Annotated in this window: 25 protein-coding genes; 15 read left to right on the top strand and 10 right to left on the bottom strand. The window is 63.4% G+C overall.

Annotation, left to right across the window (positions count from 1 at the left end; genetic code table 11):
- The first annotated feature begins 28 nt into the window (after nt 1-28).
- Complete coding sequence (gene aceB, locus HAV21_RS08335; protein ID WP_142936713.1) at nt 29-1681, top strand: malate synthase A; 1653 nt, start codon at nt 29-31, stop codon at nt 1679-1681.
- 207 nt (nt 1682-1888) lie between these two features.
- Here the strand turns inward: aceB and HAV21_RS08330 are convergent, their stop codons facing one another.
- Both HAV21_RS08330 and HAV21_RS08325 read right to left on the bottom strand, forming a co-directional pair.
- A complete protein-coding gene (locus tag HAV21_RS08330; RefSeq protein WP_166841346.1) occupies nt 1889-3082 on the bottom strand; it encodes an MFS transporter in 1194 nt (397 codons plus the stop codon).
- An 82-nt stretch (nt 3083-3164) separates the two neighbouring features.
- Complete coding sequence (locus HAV21_RS08325) at nt 3165-4382, bottom strand: ROK family transcriptional regulator (protein ID WP_243753167.1); 1218 nt, start codon at nt 4380-4382, stop codon at nt 3165-3167.
- Between the two features lie 218 nt (nt 4383-4600).
- On the opposite strand from HAV21_RS08325, the gene HAV21_RS08320 reads away from it, so the two are divergent.
- Genes HAV21_RS08320 through HAV21_RS08295 form a run of 6 tightly spaced genes read left to right on the top strand, consistent with a single transcriptional unit; the run spans nt 4601 to nt 10173 of the window.
- Complete coding sequence (locus HAV21_RS08320; protein ID WP_142936716.1) at nt 4601-5380, top strand: sugar phosphate isomerase/epimerase; 780 nt, start codon at nt 4601-4603, stop codon at nt 5378-5380.
- Complete coding sequence (locus HAV21_RS08315; protein WP_166841344.1) at nt 5377-6498, top strand: Gfo/Idh/MocA family oxidoreductase; 1122 nt, start codon at nt 5377-5379, stop codon at nt 6496-6498. The genes HAV21_RS08320 and HAV21_RS08315 overlap by 4 nt, the downstream gene beginning before the upstream one ends.
- Nucleotides 6499-6515: 17 nt before the next feature.
- The gene (locus HAV21_RS08310) at nt 6516-7679 is read left to right on the top strand and encodes a Gfo/Idh/MocA family oxidoreductase (protein WP_166841343.1); all 1164 of its coding nucleotides are present in this window, start codon (nt 6516-6518) and stop codon (nt 7677-7679) included.
- A gap of 1 nt (nt 7680) precedes the next feature.
- A complete protein-coding gene (locus tag HAV21_RS08305; RefSeq protein ID WP_166841342.1) occupies nt 7681-8682 on the top strand; it encodes a sugar phosphate isomerase/epimerase family protein in 1002 nt (333 codons plus the stop codon).
- Nucleotides 8683-8686: 4 nt separating this feature from the next.
- The gene (locus tag HAV21_RS08300; protein WP_166841341.1) at nt 8687-9706 is read left to right on the top strand and encodes a Gfo/Idh/MocA family oxidoreductase; all 1020 of its coding nucleotides are present in this window, start codon (nt 8687-8689) and stop codon (nt 9704-9706) included.
- Nucleotides 9703-10173: a heme-degrading domain-containing protein gene (locus HAV21_RS08295; protein WP_142936721.1), complete on the top strand. Its 471-nt coding sequence runs from the start codon at nt 9703-9705 to the stop codon at nt 10171-10173. The genes HAV21_RS08300 and HAV21_RS08295 overlap by 4 nt, the downstream gene beginning before the upstream one ends.
- On the opposite strand, the gene HAV21_RS08290 is transcribed toward HAV21_RS08295, so the two are convergent.
- Both HAV21_RS08290 and HAV21_RS08285 read right to left on the bottom strand, forming a co-directional pair.
- Nucleotides 10170-10541 (bottom strand): type II toxin-antitoxin system death-on-curing family toxin, encoded by a 372-nt coding sequence (locus HAV21_RS08290; protein WP_166841340.1) that lies wholly within the window; start codon nt 10539-10541, stop codon nt 10170-10172. The genes HAV21_RS08295 and HAV21_RS08290 overlap by 4 nt on opposite strands.
- Nucleotides 10538-10744: a ribbon-helix-helix protein, CopG family gene (locus HAV21_RS08285; RefSeq protein WP_223941739.1), complete on the bottom strand. Its 207-nt coding sequence runs from the start codon at nt 10742-10744 to the stop codon at nt 10538-10540. Before HAV21_RS08285 ends, HAV21_RS08290 begins: the two co-directional genes overlap by 4 nt.
- A 177-nt stretch (nt 10745-10921) precedes the next feature.
- On the opposite strand from HAV21_RS08285, the gene HAV21_RS08280 reads away from it, so the two are divergent.
- Both HAV21_RS08280 and HAV21_RS08270 read left to right on the top strand, forming a co-directional pair.
- Entirely contained in the window at nt 10922-11953 is a 1032-nt protein-coding gene (locus HAV21_RS08280) for an LLM class flavin-dependent oxidoreductase (RefSeq protein WP_166841339.1), read from the top strand.
- A gap of 334 nt (nt 11954-12287) precedes the next feature.
- Nucleotides 12288-12458 carry a type II toxin-antitoxin system RelE/ParE family toxin gene (locus tag HAV21_RS08270; RefSeq protein ID WP_347877623.1) on the top strand — a complete coding sequence of 57 codons (171 nt, stop codon included), beginning with the start codon at nt 12288-12290 and terminating at the stop codon, nt 12456-12458.
- Nucleotides 12459-12475: 17 nt separating this feature from the next.
- Here HAV21_RS08270 and HAV21_RS08265 read toward each other — a convergent pair whose 3' ends face one another.
- Together HAV21_RS08265 and HAV21_RS08260 are read right to left on the bottom strand one after the other, a co-directional pair.
- Nucleotides 12476-13144, bottom strand: a complete 669-nt coding sequence (locus tag HAV21_RS08265) for a response regulator (protein WP_142936724.1) — start codon at nt 13142-13144, stop codon at nt 12476-12478.
- Nucleotides 13141-14721 carry a sensor histidine kinase gene (locus HAV21_RS08260; protein WP_166841382.1) on the bottom strand — a complete coding sequence of 527 codons (1581 nt, stop codon included), beginning with the start codon at nt 14719-14721 and terminating at the stop codon, nt 13141-13143. Before HAV21_RS08260 ends, HAV21_RS08265 begins: the two co-directional genes overlap by 4 nt.
- A gap of 298 nt (nt 14722-15019) precedes the next feature.
- On the opposite strand from HAV21_RS08260, the gene HAV21_RS08255 reads away from it, so the two are divergent.
- From HAV21_RS08255 to HAV21_RS08235, 5 genes are all read left to right on the top strand, one after another.
- Nucleotides 15020-16024: a tripartite tricarboxylate transporter substrate-binding protein gene (locus tag HAV21_RS08255; RefSeq protein ID WP_142936725.1), complete on the top strand. Its 1005-nt coding sequence runs from the start codon at nt 15020-15022 to the stop codon at nt 16022-16024.
- Nucleotides 16021-16524: a tripartite tricarboxylate transporter TctB family protein gene (locus HAV21_RS08250; RefSeq protein WP_166841338.1), complete on the top strand. Its 504-nt coding sequence runs from the start codon at nt 16021-16023 to the stop codon at nt 16522-16524. Before HAV21_RS08255 ends, HAV21_RS08250 begins: the two co-directional genes overlap by 4 nt.
- Nucleotides 16524-18125: a tripartite tricarboxylate transporter permease gene (locus HAV21_RS08245; RefSeq protein WP_166841337.1), complete on the top strand. Its 1602-nt coding sequence runs from the start codon at nt 16524-16526 to the stop codon at nt 18123-18125. Before HAV21_RS08250 ends, HAV21_RS08245 begins: the two co-directional genes overlap by 1 nt.
- 57 nt (nt 18126-18182) lie before the next feature.
- Nucleotides 18183-18575 (top strand): universal stress protein, encoded by a 393-nt coding sequence (locus HAV21_RS08240; protein WP_166841336.1) that lies wholly within the window; start codon nt 18183-18185, stop codon nt 18573-18575.
- Between the two features lie 82 nt (nt 18576-18657).
- Nucleotides 18658-19188 (top strand): GNAT family N-acetyltransferase, encoded by a 531-nt coding sequence (locus HAV21_RS08235; RefSeq protein WP_166841335.1) that lies wholly within the window; start codon nt 18658-18660, stop codon nt 19186-19188.
- On the opposite strand, the gene HAV21_RS08230 is transcribed toward HAV21_RS08235, so the two are convergent.
- Together HAV21_RS08230 and HAV21_RS08225 are read right to left on the bottom strand one after the other, a co-directional pair.
- Nucleotides 19185-21320, bottom strand: coding sequence for an amylo-alpha-1,6-glucosidase (locus tag HAV21_RS08230; RefSeq protein ID WP_166841334.1), 2136 nt, complete (start codon nt 21318-21320; stop codon nt 19185-19187). The genes HAV21_RS08235 and HAV21_RS08230 overlap by 4 nt on opposite strands.
- The gene (locus HAV21_RS08225; RefSeq protein WP_166841333.1) at nt 21317-22438 is read right to left on the bottom strand and encodes a glycosyltransferase family 4 protein; all 1122 of its coding nucleotides are present in this window, start codon (nt 22436-22438) and stop codon (nt 21317-21319) included. The genes HAV21_RS08230 and HAV21_RS08225 overlap by 4 nt, the downstream gene beginning before the upstream one ends.
- Nucleotides 22439-22586: 148 nt before the next feature.
- Here HAV21_RS08225 and HAV21_RS08220 point away from each other — a divergent pair, with 148 nt between their 5' ends.
- Complete coding sequence (locus tag HAV21_RS08220; protein ID WP_166841332.1) at nt 22587-23285, top strand: DsbA family oxidoreductase; 699 nt, start codon at nt 22587-22589, stop codon at nt 23283-23285.
- Between the two features lie 30 nt (nt 23286-23315).
- Here the strand turns inward: HAV21_RS08220 and HAV21_RS08215 are convergent, their stop codons facing one another.
- Both HAV21_RS08215 and HAV21_RS08210 read right to left on the bottom strand, forming a co-directional pair.
- Nucleotides 23316-24854, bottom strand: a complete 1539-nt coding sequence (locus HAV21_RS08215) for an alpha-N-arabinofuranosidase (RefSeq protein ID WP_166841331.1) — start codon at nt 24852-24854, stop codon at nt 23316-23318.
- Nucleotides 24855-24903: 49 nt separating this feature from the next.
- On the bottom strand, nt 24904-25806 hold the full coding sequence (locus HAV21_RS08210; RefSeq protein ID WP_142936734.1) for a carbohydrate ABC transporter permease: 903 nt from the start codon (nt 25804-25806) through the stop codon (nt 24904-24906).

Genomic DNA, 25806 nt, shown 5'->3' with positions numbered 1-25806 from the left:
ACATTTGCTTCTCATAGGAGAGATTGAAATGAACAGCTTCACTGACAACTTCACTATCAATGGCATCACCATCACCGCGCAGCCCATTTGCCGGCAGAACGAGGTCCTCACGCCGGACGCCCTTGAGTTCATTGGCAAGTTGCACCGGGCGACGGCGGATCGTCGTCAGGAGCTGATGCAGGCACGGCACGCCCGCCGCAACCAGATTTCAGGGGGCCAGGATCCGCGGTTCCTGCCGCAGACCGAGGCCATCCGGAATGACCCGTCTTGGCGGGTCGCTCCCCCGGCGCCCGGGCTGGAGGATCGTCGTGTTGAAATCACGGGTCCGGTGGATAAGAAGATGACCATCAACGCCCTGAACTCGGGTGCGAAGGTGTGGCTGGCAGACATGGAGGACTCGTCCACGCCGACGTGGCGCAACGTGATCCAGGGGCAGCTGAACCTGACGGATGCGCTGGAGCGGCGGATCGATTTCACTTCTCCTGAGGGCAAGGAGTACAAGCTCAAGGCCGCCGAGGACCTGCCCACTATTGTGGTTCGCCCGCGTGGTTGGCACCTGCCGGAGAAGCACATGCTGATCGACGGGAAGCCGATCGCCGGCGGCATTGTGGACTTTGGGCTGTTCTTCTTCCACAACGCCCGCCGGCTGCTGGCCCAGGGCAAGGGCCCGTACTTCTACTTGCCTAAGATCGAGAACCACCTCGAAGCCCGGTTGTGGAACGACATCTTCGTCCTGGCGCAGGACCTGCTGGGCATCCCGCAGGGCACCATCCGCGCCACGGTGCTGATCGAAACCATCACCGCTGCGTTTGAGATGGAAGAGATCCTGTACGAACTTCGGGACCATGCTTCGGGTTTGAACGCCGGCCGGTGGGACTACATTTTCTCCCTGATCAAGAACTTCCGCACCCGTGGACCGCGTTTCGTGCTCCCGGACCGTGGCCAGGTGACCATGACCCAGCCGTTCATGCGTGCTTACACCGAGCAGTTGGTCCGGGCCTGCCACCGCCGCGGTGCCATGGCCATTGGGGGCATGGCAGCAGCGGTTCCGAACCGGAAGGACGAGGCCGCGAACACGGCGTCGTTCGAGAAGGTTCGTGCTGACAAGACCCGCGAGGCCAACGACGGCTTTGACGGTTCGTGGGTGGCCCACCCGGATCTGGTGCCCGTGGCACGCGAGGTCTTTGACAAGGTGCTGGGCAACAAGCCCAACCAGTTGGACCGCTCCCGCGAGGACGTCACCCCGGATGACCGTGCACTGATCGACATCGCCAGCACCGAGGGCACCATCACCGAGGGCGGGGTTCGCCTGAACATCGAGGTGGGCATCCGCTACATCGAGTCCTGGCTGCGCGGCAACGGGGCCGTGGCCATCCACAACCTCATGGAAGACGCCGCCACCGCGGAGATCTCCCGCTCCCAGCTCTGGCAGTGGATCCACTCCCACGCCATCACGGACCACGGGGACATCATCACCGCGCAGTGGGTGGAGGACATGCTGGATGAGGAATTCGCCCGCCTGGAACGCTTCGACGGAGACCGCTTCGCTGACGCCCGCGCCATCTTCGAAGAAGTCACCCTGGCCGAAGAATTCCCCACCTTCCTGACCATCCCCGCGTACGCCCGCTTCCTCACCGAGGCCCGTGAAGAGGCCACGGAAGAGGAGCTCGTCGCCGCTTAGGTCCAGGACCTGAGTAGCGACACAATCAAGCCCCGACGCTGGGCTGCCTGCACTTTTCGCAACAAGTGACCCCGACCGCCGGGGAGGCAGCCCAGCAGCGGGGCTTCTCCATGCCCGGGCCCTCCCGATTCGATGGCTCGCTGCACACCGTGCCGTGCGAACGGCATCCTCCGCAGGGAACCCCCGAATCGGGCACGCGAGAAGAGCTCAGCGCTGGCGGGCCACCCAGCGCACGGACAACGTGGTGCACACACAGAACGCGAGCACCGAGCCGAGGATCACGAACAGCGGCACCGTCCACCCATCGGTCTCACTGTGCACGAACCCAACAACAGTGGGAGCCAACGCGGCGAAGCAATAACCAACCCCTTGCACCACAGCGGACATCTTCCCGGCCGCGGCCTGCGACTGCGCAAACTTGATGATGGCAATGAAGATCACCGTGATCCCGCCACCCTGCGCAACACCGCCCAGTGAGGACCACAACCACCAGAAACCAGGAGCCAGCAACAAGCCCACGGGAACCGTCAGCCACAGCGCGCTCAAGGTGACCGCCACCGTCGTCGTACTGGTGAAACGGGCCAGGAGTGGCACGCCCAGGCCGCCCACGATCGCGAAAATCTGGAACAGCGAGGACCCCGCACCGGCTTCGGCGGTACCCATGGCGAGTTCGTCGGCAAGAAAACTGGGCAACCACGCGGTGACCCCGTAGTAGGAGAACGCCTGACCCGCGAAGCCGAGAGTCAGGCCCACAGTCAGCCAGCGAACACCCGCAACAGGACCGGCCCCGGAAGCAACAGGCAAGGGAACCGCCGCGGGAACAAACGCCCGCCGCGCACCCACTGTTGGAACCCAAAACAGGATGGCCGCCAACGCCAACAAAGCGCTCGCAGCAAGGGCAAGCCGCCAGCCCACCAGTTCGGCGAGGGGTGCGGTGGCCACGGAGGTAAAGAATGAGCCCACGTTGAGTGCAGCAGTGTAAACGCCCATGGCGGTTGCCTGACGCCGCGGTGCGAAGTCTCGACGGATGATCAGCGGCACTGCAATATTGCCGATGGTGATGGCCACGCCAATGATGACCGTGCCCACCATGACCGAAAGGCCACCGCCGCTGGATCGAATCACCACGCCCGCAAGAACACCCAGCAGGGTGAGCATCACCGCGAATTCGGCGCCCAGGCGGCGCCCGGCCAACGAAGCCAAAGGCGAAGCAAGGGAGAAGCAGAGGACGGGAATGCCGGTCAGGAGCCCGAGTTCCACAGGCGAGAATCCGAGATCCTGCTGTAACGAATCCACCACGGGCGCCACCGCCACGAAGGGTCCGCGCATGTTCAGGGCAATGAGGCCGATGCACGCGAGGATCAGCCAGCCGCGGGGAATTCTGGCGAGGAACCGGGTCATTGGGCGCACGGGGAAGCGAAGAAAGTACTCATCACTTTCATTGCTATCACGCTCCCACGCCGCGGAAGCCCATAAGAAGGGCTTAGCCCGCCGCTTGGAGCGTGGCCTCAATCACGGACGGTGAGAGAACATGCTGGGTCACCAGGTGGCTGGCGCCAAGGATCGCCGCGCGCTGACCGGCCATGGAAATGCCGATGCGCAGGTGCGTGGTGGCCAGGGGCAAGGACCGCCGGTAGACCACTTCGCGGATCCCGGCCACCAGGTGCTCACCTGCCTCCCCCACGCTGCCGCCGATGATGATCATGGACGGGTTGAGCAGGTTGACCACAGTGGCTAAGACATCGCCAACATCGCGTCCGGCCTGCCGAAGCGACTGGATGGCCTGCAGGTTTCCTTCGCCAACGAGTCGCAGGACGTCGGCGCCGCTGGCAGCTTCCAGCCCTTGTGCCTGCAGTTGACGCGCGACGGCGGGACCTGAGGCCAGCGCCTCGAGGCAGCCGTGGTTGCCGCAGCGGCAGAGGACGTCGTCACCGCGGGGCACACGGACGTGGCCGAGGTCGCCGGCGGTGCCGTTGGCGCCGCGCTGTAATTGTCCGCTGCTGATGATGCCCGCGCCGATTCCGGTGGCCACTTTGATGAAGAGGAAGTTTTCATGGTCCGGCCAGTACGCGGTGCGTTCACCGAGGGCCATGATGTTGACGTCGTTGTCCACCAGGACTGGAACCGGCAGGGAGCGCTGAACGTACGTGACGACGTCGAATCCGTCCCAGCCAGGCATGATGGGCGGCTTGACCGGCCTGCCGCTGGCGTGTTCTACGGGACCGGGCAGGCCGATGCCTATTCCGGCGAGCTCGCCGGGTTCGCGGCCGGCTTCGGCCAGGAGTTCCATGCCCGCTGAAACCACGCGGCCCAGGACCACGTCCGGCCCGTCAGCGACCTCCTGCGTCAGCCGTCGCTCGGCCACAACGTCGCCGCCGAGATCGGTGACGGCAACAATCACGTGGGTAGCTCCGACGTCGACGGCCAGGACAACGCGCGCGGCGGGGTTGAAGGCAACGCGCGACGGCGGCCTGCCGCCTGTGGAGCTCGCCTCGCCAGCAGGGCCGACGAGCCCTGAGCTGATGAGGGCGTCAATCCTTGAGGCAACGGTGGAGCGGGCAAGGCCAGTGGTTTCTGCAAGCTCAGCCCGGGTGCGCGCCTTACCGTCGCGGAGGAGTTGGAAGAGATTTCCGGCGCGGGAGAGATTGCCGGCTTCGGGCACGGAGCTATTTCCGGCGTCGATTCCGGCCTCAGATGTCATGCAATTAGTGAAGCATGATTGCTTATGCATGTCATCCAGCAGAAGTTTTGCGGAATTCTTACAACTTTTGCTAGACGCTCGGCAAAAGTCCCTTTAGGCTGAAAGGAGTTGGTGTCCAGTCCATTGACGTGTGGAATCGGTGGCTCCCCGAGGGGGTGCTCACTAGACTGGCGCCAAGGCCCTGAAATCCCGGAAAAGCACTCCCGAAAAGGATCCCCATGTCGTATTCGCTCCAGCTGTATACCCTCCGAGATGCCATCCAGGAGGACCTGCCAGGCACCATCAAGAGGGTTGCCGAGATCGGTTTCACGCAGGTGGAGCCCTATAACTTCGTGGCCACGGCCAAGGAACTTGGCGCGGCGTTAAAGGAGAACGGCCTGACGGCTCCGTCCGGCCATGCCCCGCTGTTGAGCCAGGACCAGGATGAGATCTTTGCAGCAGCCAAGGAGCTGGGCATCACCACGGTGATCGATCCATTCCTTCCCGCCGAGCACTGGCAGTCGGCCCAGGACATCCAGGCCACCGCGGCCAAGCTCAACGCAGCAGCGAAGAAGGGTGCCGAGTACGGCATCCGCGTCGGCTACCACAACCACGCATGGGAGCTGGAGTCCACCATCGAAGGCAAAACCGCCCTGGAGTACCTCGAAGGTTTGCTGGATCCCGAACTCGTCCTTGAAGTAGACACGTACTGGGTTGCCGTCGGTGGCCAGGACCCCGTGGAACTGCTGGCACGCCTGGGTGACCGCGTGAAGCTCATCCACATCAAGGACGGCCCGGCCACCACCGACACCAAAGCCCAGCAGCCCGCAGGCCAGGGCACCGTCCCGGTGCTGGATGTCATCGCCGCAGCGAAGTCCCTGGAAGTGGGCGTGGTGGAATTCGATGACTACTCCGGAGACATCTTCCAAGGCATCACCGAGAGCTTGAACTACCTCACCGCAGCGGCCAGCGCAGACGCTGCAACCGACACCCAGGCAGCAGAAGGAGCCAAGGCATGAGCTTCGCACCGTCTACCCGCAAAGGCCCCGTGGGCGTTGCCGTCATCGGCGCGGGCAACATCAGCAAGCAGTACCTGGACAACCTCACGGTCTTCCCGGACCTGAAAGTCCTGGTGATCGCGGACCTCTTCGAAGAGGCAGCAAAGGCGCGCGCCGAAGAATACGGGATCCCCGAATTCGGTGCCCCGGAGCTGGCCCTGAACCACCCCGACGTCGAGATCATCGTGAACCTGACCATCCCGGCAGCGCACGTTGAAGTCGCCACCGCAGCCGTCAACGCGGGCAAGCACGTCTGGACCGAGAAGCCCTTCTCCTTGGACCGCGAATCCGGGCTCGGCCTGCTCAAGGCAGCCGACGCCGCTGGGATCCGCCTGGGCACGGCCCCGGACACGTTCCTCGGCGCCGGGCTGCAAACCGCCCGACGCATCATCGAACGCGGCGACATCGGAACGCCCCTGACCGGCATGACCACGTTCCAAACCCCCGGCCCGGAGTCCTGGCACCCCAACCCCGCGTTCCTGTTCCAGCACGGCGCCGGCCCCCTGTTCGACATGGGCCCGTACTACCTCACCGCCCTGATCCAGACCTTCGGATCGATCCGCAAGGTGGCCGCCGTCGGTTCCTCCGCCAAAGCGACCCGCGTCATTGGTTCCGGCCCCAAGGCAGGCGAGGAATTCGCCGTCGAGGTCCCCACCCACGTCTCCGCGATGGCGCAGTTCGAAGGCGGCCAGTCCTCCCACAGCGTCTTCTCCTTCGAATCACCGCGCCTGCGGATGGGCTTCGTGGAAGTCACCGGCTCTGAGGCCACCCTGTCCCTCCCGGATCCGAACTACTTCGACGGCGACCTCAAGCTCTGGCGTCCCGGTGCGGAAGAGCCGGAGATCATCCCTGCAACGGGTCCGGCCAACGGCCGTGGCCTGGGTGTTCTGGACATGGCCCGCGCCCTTCGTGCCGGAACTGCCCACCGGGCCACCGGCGACCTCGCCTACCACGTGCTGGACAGCATGGTCTCGATAGCCGAATCCGTGGAATCGGGTACCTTCGTGGACGTCACCAGCAACGCACCCGCCTCGGCCGCCCTCCCCGAGGACTGGGCACCCGAAACCGCCACCCTCTAGAGCCGGCGACGAACCTGATGACTATTCCTACCTCCTCGCCGCTGGGCGTCGCGGCAATCGGTTATGCCTTCATGGGTAAGGCCCACTCGAATGCTTGGCGGAACGTCTCCAGCTTCTTTGACGTCCCGGCCTTCGAGCAAAAAGTGCTGGTGGGCCGGGACGCAGATGCCGTCGCGGAAGCCGCCGCCAAGTACGGCTGGGCCGAGTCCGCCACAGACTGGCGCTCCGTGATCGAACGGGACGACATCCACATCATCGATATCTGCGCACCGGGCTGGATGCACGCCGAAATCGCCATCGCGGCTTTGGAAGCGGGCAAGCACGTTCTGGTGGAGAAGCCGCTGGCCAACACCTTGGGTGAGGCCGAGCTGATGACCGCAGCCGCCGCAAAGGCCCGGGACCGCGGTGTGCAGTCGATGATCGGCTTCAACTACCGCCGCGTCCCAGCGCTTGCCCTCGCCAAGGAACTCATTGCGGAAGGTCGTCTCGGCACAGTCCGGCATGTTCGCGCCGCGTACCTGCAGGACTGGCTGACCGACGCCCAGTCCCCCATGTCCTGGCGCCTCCGCAAGGAAACCGCCGGATCCGGCGCCCTGGGCGACATCGCCTCTCACGCCATCGACCAGGTCCTGTACCTTCTGAACGATGCTGTCACCGAGGTTTCGGGCCGCCTGCAGACTTTTGTTGATCAGCGCCCCGGCGCAGAGGGCCCGGAGGATGTCACGGTCGACGACGCCGCCTGGGTAAACCTCTCGCTCGCCTCAGGAGCAATCGCCTCAGTTGAAGCTTCCCGCGTAGCGACTGGCCAGAAGAACTCCCTGAGACTGGAAATCTACGGCTCGCTTGGTTCAATGACCTTTGACCTGGAGAACCTGAACGAACTCTATTTCATGGACACCACAGTGCCCGTCCGTGAGCAAGGATTCCGCCGGATCCTGGTCAACGAGGCCGAACACCCGTACCTGGAAGCGTGGTGGCCGCAAGGTCACATCATCGGCTGGGAACACACCTTCACGCACCAGATCCGCGACTTCCTCACCGCGATCGCCGCGGGTGAGTCGCCGTCGCCGTCGTTTGAAGAGGGACTGAACGTCCAGCACATCCTGGCCGCCGTGGAAGAGTCCGCAGCCGCCAAAAGCTCACTGATCCAGCTCACCGCATCCGTTACTGAAGGAGCCTGACATGCCCCGCCCGTACACCCTGTTCACCGGCCAGTGGGCCGACCTCCCCTTCGAGGAAGTCGCGCGTCTTGCTTCCGGCTGGGGCTACGACGGCCTGGAAATCGCCGTCTCCGGAGACCATCTGGACGCCTGGCGCTGGGACGAACCCGGCTACGTCGAATCCAAACTCGCTGTCCTGGAAAAGTACAACCTCAAGGTCTGGGCCATCTCCAACCACCTCAAGGGCCAAGCCGTCTGCGATGACCCCATCGACTTCCGCCACGAGGCGATCGTTGGGTCCAAGGTGTGGGGCGACGGCGACCCCGAAGGCGTGCGCCAACGCGCTGCCGAAGAAATGAAGCACACAGCCCGCCTCGCAAAAGCGCTCGGCGTGGACACCGTCGTCGGGTTCACCGGCTCCTCCATCTGGCAATACGTGGCCATGTTCCCGCCTGTCCCCGAGAAGGTCATCGAGGCCGGCTACCAGGACTTCGCCGACCGCTGGAACCCCATCCTGGACGTCTTCGACGAATGCGGGGTCCGCTTCGCCCACGAAGTCCACCCGTCCGAGATCGCCTACGACTACTGGACCACCGTCCGGACCCTCGAAGCGATCGGCCACCGGGAAGCGTTCGGCCTGAACTGGGACCCGTCCCACTTCATGTGGCAGGGCATCGATCCTGTGTCCTTCATCTGGGACTTCAAGGACCGGATCTACCACGTGGACTGCAAGGACACCAAGCTGCGCCCCACCGGCCGGAACACCGTCATGGGCTCGCACCTGCCCTGGGGAGATCCCCGCCGTGGCTGGGACTTCGTCTCCGCCGGACGAGGCGACGTGCCCTGGGAATCGTCCTTCCGTGCCCTCACCGCCATCGGTTACAACGGACCCATCAGCGTGGAATGGGAAGACGCCGGCATGGACCGCCTCCACGGCGCCCCCGAAGCCCTCGCCGCCCTCAAGAAGTTCGACTTCCCGGCTTCGCAGACCTCCTTCGACGCCGCCTTCAGCAGCAAGGACTAAGCACGTGACCCTCAGCAACGGCACCTCCGACGGAACAATCCGCTGGGGAATCCTCGGCACAGGATTCATCGCGGGGCTCCAGACCAAGGACTTGAAGGAGAACGGTTTCACGGTGCAAGCCGTGGGATCGCGATCGTTAGAATCGAGTGAGTCGTTCGCTGGGGAGCACGGCGTGGCCACCGCGCATGGCAGCTATGAGGACCTTGTTGCAGATCCCCTGGTTGATGTGGTCTACGTGGCCACGCCGCACCCTTTCCACTATGAGAACGCCCTCTTGGCGTTGAATGCGGGCAAGCACGTCCTGGTGGAGAAGGCGTTCACCATGAATGCCCGCCAGGCACAGGACATTGTTGACCTCGCGGAATCCAAGGGGCTCGTGGCGCTGGAGGCCATGTGGACCCGGTTCCTGCCGCACATGATTCGCCTCCGGGACATCATCGCTTCAGGAACCATCGGTGCAGTACGCAAGGTGGTGGCCACCCACAACCAGAGCCTTCCCAAGGATCCCGCCCACCGGCTCAACGATCCCGCCCTGGGCGGCGGGGCGCTGCTGGACCTGGGCATCTACCCAGTCTCCTTTGCCTTCGACATCCTGGGCACTCCTGCGTCCATAAAGGCCAGCGCCTCCATGTCGGCCACCGGAGTCGATCGTCAGACCGCAGCGATCTTCGAATACGCCAGTGGTGCCCAGGCGATGGTGGATTGCGAACTCGACGCCGCCAGCGCCAACCGTGCCATGGTGATCGGCAGCGAAGGGTGGATCGACATAGAAAGCACTTGGTACAACCCGGTTCCCTTCACAGTTCATGCCGTGGACGGCAGTGTCATTGAGCGGTATGACCAGCCCGTCACCAGCCGCGGCATGCAGTATCAGGCTGCTGAACTGGAACGCCTGATCCGCTCAGGTGAGACTGCCGGGACCATCCTGCCGCCAGCCGAGACCGTGGCCATCATGGCCGCCATGGACGAAATCCGGCGCCAGGTAGGACTGAGCTACGACGCTGACCGGGTTGGTGCGGCATGAGCGAATCTGCACGCATGGTGGAGCTGAAGCAGCAGGAAGATGAACTGGTGTTCGGTTCGTTCGATCACCATGACGCATGGCGACTCGGCTCACTGATCGCCAACCACGCCATTGCGTCGGACTTCGGCGTCGCGATCGATATCCGCAGGCACAACATTGTGCTGTTCCGCTGCGTCCTGCCCGGTGCCACGGGCGACCAGGAAGAGTGGATCCGCCGCAAGTCCGCCGCCGTGCTGCGATTCGAGCACAGTACGGCATTGTTGGGTGAACAATTCGCCGAGCGCAACCCGTTGGGCGGCGGATGGCTTGCCCCCGAGGACTACACCCTCGACGGCGGTTCCTTCCCCATCCGCGTCCGGGGCGCCGGTGTGATCGGTGCTGTCACGGTTTCGGGGCTGAGCTCTGACGAGGACCACCAGATGGTGGTGGACGGAATACGGAACTACCTGAAGACGGTAGGGGTCTAGCGGCGGGGCACCAAGTGCTGAGAAATCTCAGCGGAAGAATCCCGCAGTTCGATGGCGCCCGCGGCGACTCCAACCACAAGCTCGAAGCCTTTTTCCGTGGTGAAGTCATGCTTATATCCGTTGATCCACAGCAACAGCACCATGAGCGTCCACGCAGTTCGCTTGTTCCCATCTATGAGGGGATGGAACCGGGCGACAGACTCCAATAGCGCAGCTGCCTTAATTGCAAGATCAGGATAGGCTTCCGCTCCCATGACAGTTGTAGCCGGCCTGGTCAACGCCGAGGCCAACAAGCCAACATCGCGAATATGAAAGCCGTACCGGTAAACGACTTGAAGGGCGTCTTCAATGTCCAGGTACGCTGTCACGCGTCCTCAAGGCGCGTCAGCAGCTCAGCATCATGACTCATCACGAAATCAAGGCCTTCACTGATTTCGCGTCGACGCGCATGACGCTGCAGAACCAACTCTGCCCCCTGCAACAGGAGTGCGGATTTGGATGTGTGTTCCTCTGCGGCCAACTTCTCCAGCCGTCGATCGAGGTCTTCTGGGACGCGCAGATTCATAGCCATGGTTCGATGGTACCAAAGCGGTACCTTGGACCTTGGAAGCCGTCATCAGCCACGTCGCTGTGAAGAAGCTGTGCTTGGCGTAACGTGCACCCATCACAAAAGGTAACGTCCCGCCGTCGTCCTCGGTACCGGCAATTATTCTGGGCAGTAACCTCACGCCCAGCCCGAAGGAAGCCCATGCCAACCCAAGAACATCCCCTCAGCAAGCTTGGATTCCTCACCATCGGCCTGTTCGACCCCACCGATCCGGCCGCCGGGCACCGATCCACGCTGGAGATCATTGAACTCGGCGAGCAGCTGGGGTTCGACAGCGCATGGTTGCGGCACCGCCATCTGCAGTTCGGCATCTCCTCCCCGGTGGCGGTGATGGCCGCCGCCAGCCAGCGCACGTCCAGGATTGAACTCGGCACCGCAGTAACGCCGCTGGGTTGGGAAAACCCGTTACGCCTGGCAGAGGACTTGGCCACCGTGGACCTACTCGCGGGGGGACGGATCAATCCGGGGCTGAGCGTGGGCGAACCCATGAACTACCACACCGTGAAGCATGAGCTGTACCCGGATTCTTCGGAATCAGAAGACTTCTCATATGCCCGCGTGGACCGGTTCGCACGGTTGGTGGCAGGCGAAAAAGTAAGGGACTTCTCCGGCAAGCAGGGCGTTGTGGAGGAGTACTCCAACCGGGTGGAGCCGCACTCACCCGGACTGCGCAGCCGCCTTTGGTACGGGGCGGGCAGCATGAAGTCGGCCGTATGGGCGGGGGCCAACGGCTTCAATCTGCTGTCCAGCAGCGTGATTTTCCCGGATAAGGACCAGGAACCGGACTTTGCCAGGGTCCAACAATCACAGATCCGGGCGTACCGTGAAGCCGCAGCAGCGTCCGGAAACACCGCCCGGGCTTCGCAGGGCCTGGTGGTCATCCCCACCGATTCGGCTTCCGCGGCCCAGCAGGAGAAATACCAGCGCTACGTCGATCAGCGCACTCCGCGGACCAGCGCTCCGCAGGGGCCCAAGGGCATGCTCTTCGCAAAGGACCTCATTGGCAGCAGCGACGAAATCGCCGCGCAACTGTACGCCCATGAGGGCTTCCAGGAAGTGGACGAAGTCGCCTTCGCCCTGCCGTTCAGTTTTGACCACGAGGACTACGTGCAGATCCTTAGCGACATCGCCGGGAAGCTGGGGCCGGCATTGGGCTGGAACCCGACCGCATGAGCACCTAGCGCTGAAATGTACATTTCAACGTAGAAAAGCCTGAAATGGTGTATGAGCGAGATGACAGTCACTGTTGCGCGAAGCCGGCTTTCCGAAGCGGTTGATACCGCGCGAGTAAGCCACGAACCGGTGTATTTGTTGCGCCGTGGTCGCCGCGTCGCGGCACTGAGCTGCTCGAACCGAAATGACCGAGACCGGCAGTGGTGCCGTGCCATGGGAGGAAGTCAAAGCGGAGCTGGGCTTGGCTTGAGCTAGTCAGTGCAGCTCGCGCCTGCCGCCGTCCGTCGGTTGCGAAAGCTCCCGCCGGACGCACGCCGACGTATTCAGGCTGCAATTGAACTCCTCGCCGAAACACCTCGCCCGCCAGAGGCAAAAGCTATCCGGCAACAGTGGTGACTGGCGTGTCCGTACCGGCGACTTCCGGATTATCTATGAGATCCGGGACGCTCAACTTATTGTTCTGGTAGTCGCCATGGGCCACCGTCGTGATATCTACCAGCACTGATTCGCACCCCTCAGGACTCACCGCCCCTTCAGCACATATCGCCTTTCAGGGCGTCCGACGCCGTACTTGAGTCTGACCTCCAGCGCCCCCTCGTCGTGGAGGTACTCAAGGTAACGACGGGCGCTGACCCGGGACGTACCCAACTGTTCTGCAAGCTCGGCGGCTGAGAGGTCACCGGGCGCAGACTTGAGCGCCGATTCAACCAATTCGAGCGTCTCCACGCTGCAGCCCTTGGGAAGGGTCCGCTCGGAAACACTCAACCCGAAGACGCGGTTTACATCGGATTGCTCCGCTTCAACCTTGGACGCGTCCAGGCCCTGGTAAGCACTGAGATAGTGCTCCAGCCGCTCCTGTAGGTCGGATTGGGAGAACGGCTTGATCAGGTAATGGACTATGCCGCCGCGCAAAGCCTTCCGCACAGTCTCCACTTCGCGGGCAGCGCTGATCACCAGGACATCCAGCTCCGGGGCAATATCGCGGAGCTGGTGCATGAGGTCAAGCCCGTTGATGTCCGGGAGATGGATGTCCAACAGCACCAGGTCCGGCTGCAGCCGCTCGGTCTCCACCAGGGCCTGCGCACCCGTATGGGCTACGCCCACCACTCCGAAGCCGGGCGTCCGTTGGATGAACCCGGCATGGACCTTGGCCACCATGAAGTCGTCGTCGACGATCAGTACTTTAATCACGGCTGAGTTGCCCCCTTGTTGCTGAAGCGTGCAGAGAACACCGCTCCATGGTCGTTCGAGAAGCTCAGGTCCCCTCCGGATCGCCGGCAGATCACCCGTGACAACGCCAAGCCAAAACCGCGGGCGTCTCCCGGGCCGGGCTCTTTGGTGGAGAAGCCCTGCCGGAAGATGTCCTCGGCGGAGCCGGAGGGTACACCGGGGCCGTTGTCCCGGACCGTGACGGCCACCTCGTCACCGGAGTCTGCCACCAGCACCCGGACCGATGCCCCCGGAAGGCCGGTGACGGCGTCGAACGCGTTATCCACCAGGTTGCCCACCACCGTGGTGAGGTCCCGCGACAGTTCCTCGTTGACGCGCGGCAGCGCGGACTCTGGGTCAAGCTGCAGTTCCACGCCCCGTTCGGTGGCCAGGCTGGCTTTCGCGATGAGGAGGGCGGCGAGCGCGGGGTCCTGGATGCGGCTGGTGACGTCGTCGTTGAGCCGGGTGCGGTCCACGGTGGCGCCGTTGACGAACTGGACCACGGAATCGTATTCGCCGATTTGGATGAGGCCGGAGATGACGTGGAGTTGGTTGGCGAACTCGTGGGCTTGGGCCCGCAGGGTGTCGGTGACGGTGCGGGTGGCGCCGAGTTCGCTCTCCAGGGACGACAACTCGGTCCGGTCCCTCAGCGTTGTTACGGAGCCGATGTCGCGGCCGTGCGAGCGCAGTGCCACGCGGTTCATGACCACCAGCCGCTCCCCCACGAGCACCAGCTGGTCGGGGTCGGATTGTTCCCGGGTGAGGACGATTTTCAGCGCGGGGTCCACGTGGAGGGATCGCAGCTTCTTCCCTACGCAATCCGCTGGCAGGCCGAGGAGTTGCCGGGCGCTTTGGTTGGCCACTGTGATGCGTTCGTGGGGGTCCAAGGCGACCACTCCCTCCTTCAGGCCTTGCAGCATCGCTTCGCGGTTTTCCACGAGCCCCGTGATTTCCCGCGGTTCCATGCCCAGGGTTTGCCGTTTGACGCGGCGGGACAGCAGAAGGGATCCGGCCACTCCGAGGACACTGGCCACGCCCAGATAGGTGAGGAGGTTGGGAACGGCGTCTCCCAGCCGCTCGATGGTGGAAGGGTAGTTCCGGCTGATGGAGGCTATGCCGATCATTGTTCCGGCGTCGTCCAGGACGGGGACGTGGGCGGAAAGTACGGCACCGTTACTGCCCGGCAGGACGCCTGTCCAGGCACGGCCTTCCATGACCCTGCTGTCACCGAGCGGCATCGACTGCCCCACCAGGCTTGGATCTGAGGAGGCCACCACGGTGCCGTCCATCCTGGCGAGCGCCACGTGGGAGGATCCGGAGACGGTGCGGACAGATTCGGCAACGGCGGGAAGTGCTGATCCGGTGCGGGGTTCGGCAGCAGGTAGCAGTGCACGCACCGTAGGGTTGTTGCCCAGGGCTTCGGCTGCAGAAAGCGCCCGGCGGCCTTCGGTCCGTTCGAAGACGGCGGCGGATTGCGCCAGCGAAATAGCCACCACGGCAACAAGAACCGCCAGGACGATCAGCAACTGCAGCACAAGGTATTGCCCTGCCAAGGACATCCCTCGTCTTCGAGGCCGTCGAGTCAATCGCGTCACTGCTGGGTTCCTTTGGTGGCGCCTGTGAGCGGGGTGCGGGCAACTGCTCCCCCTGGCGTATCGGAACTATACCCCAGCGGCACAGAAGACCCCAGTGGTACAGAAGGCCAGCTCAGACCGTCAAAAACCGTGAACGCAATGAACTTAAAGATCACTGCGAACACAAGAGTGATCCCTGTCACTTACGGACCTAGCATCAAATCAACGGGGCACAACGCTGATCGCCCTGCACTGAATTTTCGATGATGAGAAGAGGAACACCATGCGCCAGATCCGCGCATTGCGAGTCGCCGCCGTCGCCGCCGGCATCGCCCTGATGGCCACCGGCTGCGGTGCCACCGGCAAGTCCACCAGTTCTGACAGCACCGGCGCAGCAGGACCCATCACCGGCCTCCAGATCATGGTTCCCAACACCCCCGGCGGTGGCTACGACACCACGGCGCGTGCAGCTGCGAAGGTCCTGGACGACGAGAAAATCTCCACCAACACCGAGGTCTTCAACCTTGCCGGTGCGGGCGGCACCGTGGGCTTGGCCCGCATCGTCAACGAGAAGGGCAACGGTGATCTCACCATGCTCATGGGCCTGGGCGTTGTTGGGGCGAGCTACACCAACAAGTCCGAGTCCAAGCTGACCGAAACCACGCCACTGGCAAAGCTCATCGAGGAACCGGGCGCCATCATGGTGGGCAAAGACTCCCCGTACAAGACCATTGATGATTTGGTGAAGGCATGGAAAGCCGATCCTGCTTCCATCTCGGTTGGCGGCGGCTCCTCTCCCGGCGGTCCGGACCACCTCCTGCCGATGCAGTTGGCCGGCGCTGTTGGCATTGACGCCACAAAGGTCAACTTTGTTTCCTACGACGGCGGTGGCGACCTTTTGCCGGCCATCCTCGGTAACAAGCTCGGCTTCGCCGCTTCAGGTGCCGGCGAGTACCTGCAGCAGATCAAGTCCGGTGAGATCCGCGTACTGGCCACCAGTGGCGAGAACCGCCTGGACGGTGTGGACGCTCCCACACTGAAGGAATCCAACATTGACCTGGTCTTCACCAACTGGCGTGGCGTTGTGGCCCCTCCGGGCATCAGCGAGGACGACAAGAAGTCCCTGATCGCCGCCCTTGAGAAGATGCACGCATCCGCTGGCTGGAAGGAAGCTCTCAAGACCCACAGCTGGTCCGATGCGTTCGTTACCGGTGACGAGTTCAAGACGTTCCTGACTGACCAGGACAAGCGGGTGGCGGACGTCCTCACCAAGCTCGGGTTGGCGTGAGCTCCTTAGCCACAGGCCTTAAAGGCCGCGCCGAGCTGGGGGTAGCCCTCCTGCTCGGCGCGGTGGGCGTCCTGGTCTTCCTGGATGCGAACGGCCTGGTGACCCCGTACTCCCAGTCGGACCCGGTGGGTCCGAAGACTGTTCCGTTCATTGTTTCCGGACTCTTGATTATTTGCGCCGTCCTCCTTGCCATCAACGTCCTCCGGGGCGGCAAGGGTGAAGCCGAAGGCGGCGAAGACGTGGACCTCGCCCACTCTGCAGATTGGAAGACTGTCCTTCCCCTGGCAGGAGCTTTCATCCTGAATATCCTGCTCATCGACTGGGCCGGCTGGGTCATTTCCGGAACGGTGCTCTTCTGGGGCAGCGTGCTGGCACTGGGCAGCCGCCGCTACATTCGTGACGGCCTCATTTCTGTCGCCCTGGCCCTGCTGACCTTCTACGGTTTCTACCTCGGCCTGGGCATCGCACTGCCGGCCGGGCTCCTGGAAGGAATCCTCTAATGGACGTCTGGTCCTCCTTGATGGACGGTTTCGCCACCGCCCTGACCCCCATGAACCTCTTGTTCGCCGTAATCGGCGTCCTCTTGGGCACCGCCGTCGGCGTCCTTCCCGGACTTGGCCCGGCCATGACTGTGGCTTTGCTCCTGCCGGTGACCGCTGCGTTGGAGCCCACCAGTGCCTTCATCATGTTCGCCGGTATCTACTACGGCGGCATGTTCGGCGGTTCCACCACCTCCATCCTCCTCAACACACCGGGAGAATCGTCGTCGGTGGTGACGGCCATCGAAGGCAACAAGATGGCCAAGGCGGGCAGGGCCGCGCAGGCGCTTGCCACTGCGGCCATCGGTTCCTTCATTGCCGGTACCATCGGCACTGCCCTGCTGGCCGTCTTCGCACCTATTGTGGTGCAATTCGCCGTCAGCCTGGGCGCTCCCAGCTACTTCGCGATCATGATTCTGGCCCTCCTTGCCGTCACCGCAGTCCTTGGTTCCTCAAGACTCCGCGGCTTCGCTTCACTGGCTCTTGGCCTTGCAATCGGCCTGGTGGGAATCGACTCCGTGACCGGCCAGCGGCGCCTGACGTTCGGCCAGCCCCTGCTGGTGGACGGCCTGGACATTGTGGTGGTGGCTGTTGCCATCTTCGCCGTGGGTGAAGCGCTCTGGGTTGCCGCCCACCTGCGCCGGACCCCGCTGCACGTCATTCCCGTTGGCCGCCCATGGATGGGCAAGAACGACTGGCAGCGTTCCTGGAAGCCTTGGCTTCGCGGCACTGCCTTCGGCTTCCCGTTTGGCGCCCTTCCAGCTGGCGGCGCGGAAATTCCTACGTTCCTCTCTTACGTCACCGAGAAGCGGCTCAGCAAACACCCCGAGGAGTTCGGCAAGGGCGCTATTGAGGGCGTCGCCGGACCGGAAGCGGCAAACAACGCCGCCGCTGCCGGAACACTGACCCCCATGCTTGCCCTGGGCCTGCCCACCAACGCAACGGCTGCCGTGATGCTCGCTGCCTTTACGTCCTACGGAATCCAGCCGGGCCCGCAGCTGTTCTCCAGCCAAGGCCCCCTGGTCTGGGCACTCATCGCCAGCCTGTTCATCGGCAATTTCCTGCTCCTGCTCATCAACCTGCCCCTGGCGCCGGTCTGGGCCAAGCTGCTGCAACTCCCCCGCCCATACCTCTACGCAGGCATCCTGTTCTTTGCCACGCTGGGCGCCTACTCGGTCAATCTGCAGGCTTTCGACCTGGTGATCCTGCTGGTACTGGGCGCCCTGGGCTTCATGATGCGGCGCTTCGGGCTCCCGGTCCTGCCGCTAATCCTCGGCGTCATCCTTGGCCCGCGCATCGAAGGCCAGCTCCGCAAGACGCTGCAACTGAGCGCGGGCGACCCCGCAGGCCTCTTCAGCGAACCCATCGCGATCGTGGTCTACATCATCGTGGCGATCATCCTGGCCTGGCCGTTCATCTACAAGCTCATCCGACGCAATCGGCCAATGCCAGCCACCGTGATCCCGGGGAATTCCGGGGCGACTGTCCCGAGGGAAGCCGGCGGCATAAGCCACGGCAGCCACCGCGCGGACGGAACGGCGGACGGTGATGGCGACGGCTAGCCTGGCGCCTGTCAAGGCCAGCCGCCCTTTCAACTACAAATACACCAAGGAGAAACCATGACCATCGTGGTGGGATACGTCCCCACACCGGAAGGCGAAGCGGCACTGACACAAGCCATTGCCGAGGCCGAGAAGAGCAACGACACCCTGCTGGTCATCAACTCCTCCAAGGGCGACGCCCTGGTGGATAACCGGTACGCCCAGGAACCGGATATCCAAAGCATCGAGGAGCGGCTGGCGGACCATGGAATCCAGCACATCATCAAGCAGCCGGTCCGCGGCCATGACGCAGCGGCCGAGGTCCTGGACGCCGCCGACGAAAATGACGCCAGCCTGATTGTGATCGGCCTTCGCCGCCGCAGCCCAGTGGGCAAGCTCATCATGGGCAGCGTGTCCCAACGGATCCTGCTGGAGGCGGACTGCCCGGTGCTGGCGGTCAAGGCGGAGTAACAGGACTTTTTCGTACAGCTAATGCCCTTAAGATTCGTTCTTGGGGGCATTAGCTGTCCAAAAACTCGCAAGGGGGACTCACGTGACTGAAACCATCCGCACCGCAACAACGCACGACGCCGGGAAGCTGGCTGAGCTTGCCGCCATCACCTTCCCGCTGGCCTGCCCGCCGGGCGCCTCACCGGCGGACATCCAGGCCCACATTGAAAAGACCCTGAGCGAAGACAACTTTGAGGACTACCTCGCCGACGCGAAAATCACCATCCTGGTGATCGACGACGACGGGCAGCTCAACGGGTACACCATGCTGATTGCCAAGCCGACCAGCGACCCCGACGTCGCATCCGTCTTGTCCGCGCTCCCCTCCACCGAGCTGAGCAAGTGCTACGTCCACCCGGACCACCACGGCAAGGGCGCAGCATCAGAACTCATCAGGGCCTCGTTGGCGAATGCTGCTGACAAGGGCGCAGCCGGGGTGTGGCTGGGCGTGAACAGCGAGAACGCGAAAGCCATCCGCTTCTACGAGAAGAGCGGTTTCCAGCGGGTAGGCACAAAATCTTTCAAGCTCGGCAACACCGTGGAGCATGACTTCGTCATGGAAAACGAGCTCTAGCCGAACAAGTCCCCCGTCAGCGGCGGCCGAGGGTCTGAGCGCAGTTCGAGCCCTGCCGGAAGCCCGCTTACGGTACCGGACGAACCGGAGGCTTGCACGGTGATCCGCGAGCGCCCCAGCAGCACGTTGTCCGCGCGGAACGACCCATAAGCGTCCGGCAGGATCGGCGCCAGATGCAGCACGTTCCGGGTGAAGTCGGGGTCGAACCGCAGCAGGATCCGGGCGAGTTGGACCGGCGCCGCAGCCGCCCACGCTTGCGGGGAACACGCCGTCGGATACGGAACCGGCTCCGAAAAGTCGCCACGGTCAAAGCCGCAGAAAAGCTCCGGAAGTTGCCCGCCAAAGTACTCGGCGGCGTCGAACAGTCCGCTCGCAACCCGGCTGGCTTCCTTCACGAAGCCGTACCGCATCAGTCCTGTGGCGACGAGCGCGGTGTCGTGGGGCCACACGGAGCCGTTGTGGTAGCTGACTGGGTTGTACGCGCCCATGTCGGACCCCAGAGTCCGGATGCCCCAGCCCGTGAACATCTCAGGGGACATCAGCCGCTCCGCCACCAATGGGGCCTTGTCCTCATCCACGATGCCCACCCAGAGGCAGTGCCCCATGTTGGAGGTGCAGGAGTCCACGGGCTTCTTGTCCTTGTCCAGCGCCAGGGCAAAATAGCCCCGCTCCGGGAGCCAGAAGGCTTCGTTGAAGGCGGCTTTCAGCGCTTCGGCGCGGTCCGCGCATCGGCGTTCGACGGCGGAGTCCCCCGCTGCCCGCGCCAGCAGGGACCGTCCCACGTAGGCCGCGTAGGCGTAGGCCTGAACTTCGCAGAGGGCTATGGGCGTCTCTGCCATGCGGCCGTCGGCGAAGTTGATGCCGTCCCAGGAGTCCTTCCAGCCCTGGTTCACCAAGCCGTGCTGGTTGGGCCGTTGGTACTCGATGAAGCCGTCGCCGTCGCGGTCCCCGTACTGCTCCATCCATTCGATGGCGCGGTCAGCGTGCGGGAGGAGGGATTCGATGATGTCCGTGCCGAGGCCCCACCGGCTGAGCTCACCGAGCGTTGAGACGAACAGGGGCGTCGCGTCCGCGGTTCCGTAGTAGGCGGTCCCTCCCAGGGCGAGCCCTGCTGTGACCCCGAGTCGCACCTCGTGGGGCATGCGTCCCGGCTCTTCCTCGGAGTCGATATCAACCTTGGTCCCTTGGAGCGTGGCCAGGGTCTGCAGGGTTCCGGCCGCCAGGTTGGGATCCACCATGAGCGACATATAGGAGGCAAGGAGCGAGTCACGCCCAAACAGTGCCATGAACCACGGCGCACCCGCGGCTACGGCGGCGCGGCCTGGGTGTGCGGGGTCGAAGATCCGCAACGAGCCCAAATCACGCTGGCTCCTTTCCAGGACTTCCTCTACGTTGGCGTCCGTCACGGCAATCCGGGGAACATGCTCTTCCCATGCGACGTGGCGGCGAACGCCCGGCGTGTGGTGCAGCGGCGTGGTTTCGGTAAAGGGGTCGCTAGGTCCTTTTCCGTTGACCAGGGGAAGGGCGATGATGCTGGTGGACCACTGGCTGCGGGCAGGAATGGTGACGTGGAACCGTAGCCCATCATCGGAAACCTTGGCGCCTGAGGCCCGGAACGACACACCCCGGCGTTGCCCGCTGGAGTGGAGGGAATCGATGTGCAGTTCTTTCCTGTGGGCCTTCTTCACAGGGTTGCCGGCTTTGTTGGTACGGCCGCCCTTGACGTCGAAGAGATCAGCGAGGTCGGCGTCGATCAGCAGTTCAATCTCGCACGGCGCGTCCTGGCTCGAATAGTTCATGATGGTGATGTCGTCCCGCAGGCCGGCCCCCACGTGCCTTTGGTGCTGGACCACCAGCGGGCTGTCGAACCTGCCGTCTGCCGAGCAGGCCCTGCCAACGTACTCAGCCTGGAAAGCGGTGGGATTGCGGGTAGTCAACGGCTCCCGCAACGCGCCGTTGACCCGCAGGATCCAACGCGACACTATCCGCGTGTCCTGATAGTAGGCACCTTGGGAACCGCCTCCGTGAATGTCACCGGAATGCGAGGAAATACAGAACGATGAACCTTCGACGACCGTAACGGCGCCCAGCTCGGACGCCCCGGCTTCAGTCTCTTCGTTCCAGGCAGTCATGGCCGGCGGGCCTCCTCCGGAGTTTTCCTTGAGGGTGGGTAGCCTTGGAGGGCTTGCCTCCGATTCTCTTGCAATACGTCCCCGCCGGGAAGAGGTCCGGCGCGGAATTGTTCAATGACCTTCGCGTAAAAGTCAACGTGGTCCGCTGCCATGCGTTGCGCGCTGAAGGATTCTTCCACGGAGCGTCTGCAAGCCTCACGGTCCAGGTCCGGGATGCGGCCAACACACTCCACCAATTTTCCCGTGGACGCCACAAAACCGGTGACACCATTCCTGACGATTTCCGGAGCTGACCCGATGGGTGTGGCCAGGACGGGGGTTCCCGTGGCCAGGGCTTCGATCATGACCAGCCCAAAGGGTTCGTGCCACTGGATGGGGTTGAGCAGGGCCATCGCGTCGCCCATCAACTCGTATTTCTCCGGATCCGGGAGTTCGCCCAAGAACTCCTCGTTGGAAGCCAAGGAAGGCTGCACCACGTCATGGAAGTAGGCAAGTTCATCCGGTGCGTGCATCTTGGCTGCGATCCGCAGGGGGACATCCGCTGCCCGGGCAATACGCACCGCCTCCATGAGTCCTTTATCCGGGCACATCCGTCCCACGAAACACAGGTATCCCCCGGCGCCGCGGCCGGGACTCACCGCGGAGAGGTCGATCCCGTGATGGATGACCGCCGAGATTTCCAGGTCCTGGACCCTGCTGCACTGATCGTGGGAGATGGCGATGATGGCGGTGTCTTGTGCCATGTCCCGGTACAGGGTTGCCGCCCGTGGTGAGAGCTGCCCGTGGATGGTGGTCACTACGGGCACATCCTGCGGCCGGTGGGAGTAGAGGGGGCCGGCCAGGGTGTGATCGTGGATGATGTCCACATCGCCCATGTCCCGATAGGCCCTGATGACATGGCCCAGCTCGCTCAGTGTGAGGCCGACTTCTTCCGGCTCACTGGGCCCAAAGCCCGGAAGCTGGGGCACCGGGCACGTGCTGTCCGCTGCCGTTGCAAGCAGTACCTCGTGTCCCGCATCCACGAACGCCCGTGCCAAGGCATCTACTACACGCTCAGTTCCGCCGTACTTTTCGGGCGGCACGGTAAACCAAGGGCCAACAATGAGTCCGATGCGCATGCTGGTGCCTCCGCGCAAAACCCCCATTCCAAGGGCTGGCTACATAACCCTTTACACAGACTATTTGCCTTGGCCTGCAACAACAACGGGTGAGGAAAATAACAGCCGTGTATGGAATGTGTGGGCGGCGCTCAGGGTTGCAGAGAGCATGAAGATTGAGATCTGGTCAGACGTCGCGTGCCCGTGGTGCTACATCGGCAAACGCCGTTTCGAGACCGCCTTGGCACAGTTCCCGCACCGCGATTCCGTGGACATTGAGTGGAAGAGCTACCAGCTGGACCCCTCAATCCCGGAGCACTATGACGGTACGGAGCTTGATTACCTGAGCAAGCGCAAAGGCATGGCTCCCGAGCAGGTCAAGCAAATGTTCGCTCACGTCACGGAGACCGCCAAGGGCGAGGGCCTGGACTACCACTTCGAAAAGGTGGTGGTGGCCAACAGCTTCACCGCCCACCGCCTCATTCACCTTGCCGCTGCCCACGGACGCCAGGATGCGGCCAAGGAACAGCTGCTCAGCGATCACTTTGAGCACGGCAAGGACATCGGCAGCAAGGAGTACCTCACGGAACTCGGTGCCGCGCTGGACCTCCCGGAAGACGAAGTGGCTGAGCTCTTCACCTCAGACAAGTACGCGGATGAGGTCAATCAGGACATCAACGAGGCCCGCGCCATTGGCGTCACCGGGGTGCCGTTCTTCGTGATCGATCGCAAGTACGGCATCTCCGGCGCCCAGCCTGCCGATCTTTTCAGCCAGGCCTTGAACCAGGCGTGGCAGGAAGCCAATCCGCTCATCCCGGTAGGCGCTTCCGACGCCGAGGCCTGCGGCCCTGACGGCTGCGCAATCTAGCCAGCCACCCGCCGTCGTGCGTTAACCCGGCTAGCCTTTCACCACATCAAGCTCGACGACGGCCCAGGACAATGCGGGTAGCGTCAGGCGCAGTTCGGAGCCGGTCGCCTTCACACCTTCCAGAGCCGTCAGGCCAACACGGCTCTGCTGGTCCTGGCTGTTGATGGTGAAGCGGTCGCCACCCGCGGGGATCTCCAGGACCTCTGCGCGGAGCACCTGCCGGGCATCGAAACCGCGCAAGGCAACCTCGACGTCGGCAGCTTCCTCCAGCCCGCGGTTGGCGAAGAACAGTGCCACCCGGCCCGTTTCCTCATTCCACGTAGCGCTGACGTCCACCAGGTCTGTGTCGCCAAACCGCGCATTCGAGTACTTGTCCGAGTCCACCGCGAGCCGCAGGATCTGGCCCTTGGCGAGCTCGGCCATGCGTGCGAACGGGTGGAAGATCGTCTGCTTCCACGCCGGGCCGTTCTCCTCCGAAAGGATCGGAGCAATGACGTTGACCAGTTGTGCCTGGTTGGCGATCTTGACACGGTCACCGTGGCGCAGCAGCGAGTTGAGCAGTGTCCCCACCACCACGGCATCGGTGACGTTGTACTTGTCCTCGATCACGCGGGGGTGCTCACGCCAGCCTGCCTTGGCCACGTTGTGCGGCTGGTCCTCGGTGTCCAGGCCTCGCTGGTACCAAACGTTCCACTCGTCGAAGGACAGGTTGATGTGCTTCTTGTGCTTGCCCTTCGCGCGCACGGCATCCGCGGTGGCGATCACTGACTCGATGAAGTAATCGGTGTCGACGGCGGAGGCCAGGAAGCTGCCGACGTCGCCGTCGTGCTCCTGGTAGTAGGCGTGAAGGGACACGTAATCCACTTCGTCGTAGGTGTGCGTGAGGACGGTCTGTTCCCACGCGCCGAACGTCGGCATCGAAGAGCTGGAGCTTCCGCAGGCCACCAGTTCAAGGGAAGGATCCACAAACCTCATGGCCTTGGCGGCTTCCTGGGCCAGGCGGCCATACTCGTCGGCGGTCTTGTGGCCGATCTGCCAGGGCCCGTCCAGCTCATTGCCCAGGCACCAGAGCTTGATGTTGAACGGGTCCTTGTGCCCGTTCTTGGCGCGGAGATCGGACAGGTAAGTTCCGCCGGGGTGGTTGGCGTATTCCACGATCTCGCGGGCCGCGTTCACGCCCCGGGTGCCCAGGTTGATGGCTTCCATGATTTCCGTGCCGGCTTGCTTGGACCAGTCCACAAACTCGTGAAGGCCGAATGCATTGGTCTCCACGGTGTGCCAGGCTCCGTCCAGCCTGCGGGGCCGGTTTTCACGCGGGCCCACCCCGTCTTCCCAGTTGTAGCCCGAGACGAAGTTGCCGCCGGGGTACCGGATGACGGTGGCGCCAAGTTCCTTCACGAGCTTCATGACGTCCTGGCGGAAACCGTTCTGGTCGGCCTCCGGGTGGCCGGGCTCGTAGATTCCGGTGTAAACACAGCGGCCCATGTGCTCCACGAAGGAGCCGAAAAGTCGTCGGGGTACCTCGCCAATGGTGAAGTCGCGGTCGAGGGTGATGCGTGCGCGGGACATGTATCTCCTTGGTTGTGTATCGAAACTGTTGATAAGTGGAAGGTGCCGGTCAGGTTCCGGCGAGTCCCGTCGTCGCGACGCCTTTGATGATTTGGCGCTGGAAGAACAGGAAGACGAGGATGAGCGGGAGCGCCGCGAGCAATGCGGACGCCATGTTCTGCGCGTACTGGATGCCGTAGGCGCTCTTGATGGTCTGCAATCCGACCGGGAGTGTCAGGAGGTTGCCGTCGTTGGTGGCGATGAACGGCCACAGGAAGTTGTTCCACGCGCCGATGAACACGAAGATCGCGACGGCGGCCAGGATGGGCCGGGACAACGGCAGGATGATCTGGGTGAAGATCCGCAAGCGGCTGGCACCGTCCATGACGGCCGCTTCTTCGAGTTCGCGCGGGATCTGGTCGAAGAATTTCTTGAGCACGAACACCATGGCGGGGTGGATGACCTGCGGCAGGATGATGGCCCACGAGGTATCGATCAAGTTCAGCGCCAGCATTTGGTAGAACAGCGGAATGATCAAGACGGGCGGCGGGATGATGATGGACGCGATGATCACGGTCATCAGCACCTTCTTGCCCCTGAAGTCGATCCTGGAAAGCGCGTAGGCCACCAGTGCCGAGATCACCAGTGTGATGGCCGTAATGGCCGCGGATGTGTAGAGCGAGTTCCAGGTCCACAGCGGGATGTTGCCGTCCTGGAACACCTTCACGAACGCTTCGGGTGTAAATCCCGACGGCGGCAGCCAGGTCACGTCCGGAGCTGCGGCGTCCGTTTCGGTTTTGAAAGCGGTGGCCGTGGCCCATGCGAAGGGAATCAGCCACAGCACTGCGATGAAGGCAGCAACGACGATGGCGGCGATCCTGCCGACCGTCAGCTTCTTGCGCGGCTGGCGGATTGTGAGGCTATCTGCGGTTGTGGCATGTGGTGCGGGACGGGTCAGGGTAGGGGTTGCCAT

Source organism: Paenarthrobacter sp. MSM-2-10-13 (assembly GCF_011605365.1).
Lineage (GTDB): Bacteria > Actinomycetota > Actinomycetes > Actinomycetales > Micrococcaceae > Arthrobacter.
This window is presented reverse-complemented; position numbering and strand designations above follow the sequence as displayed.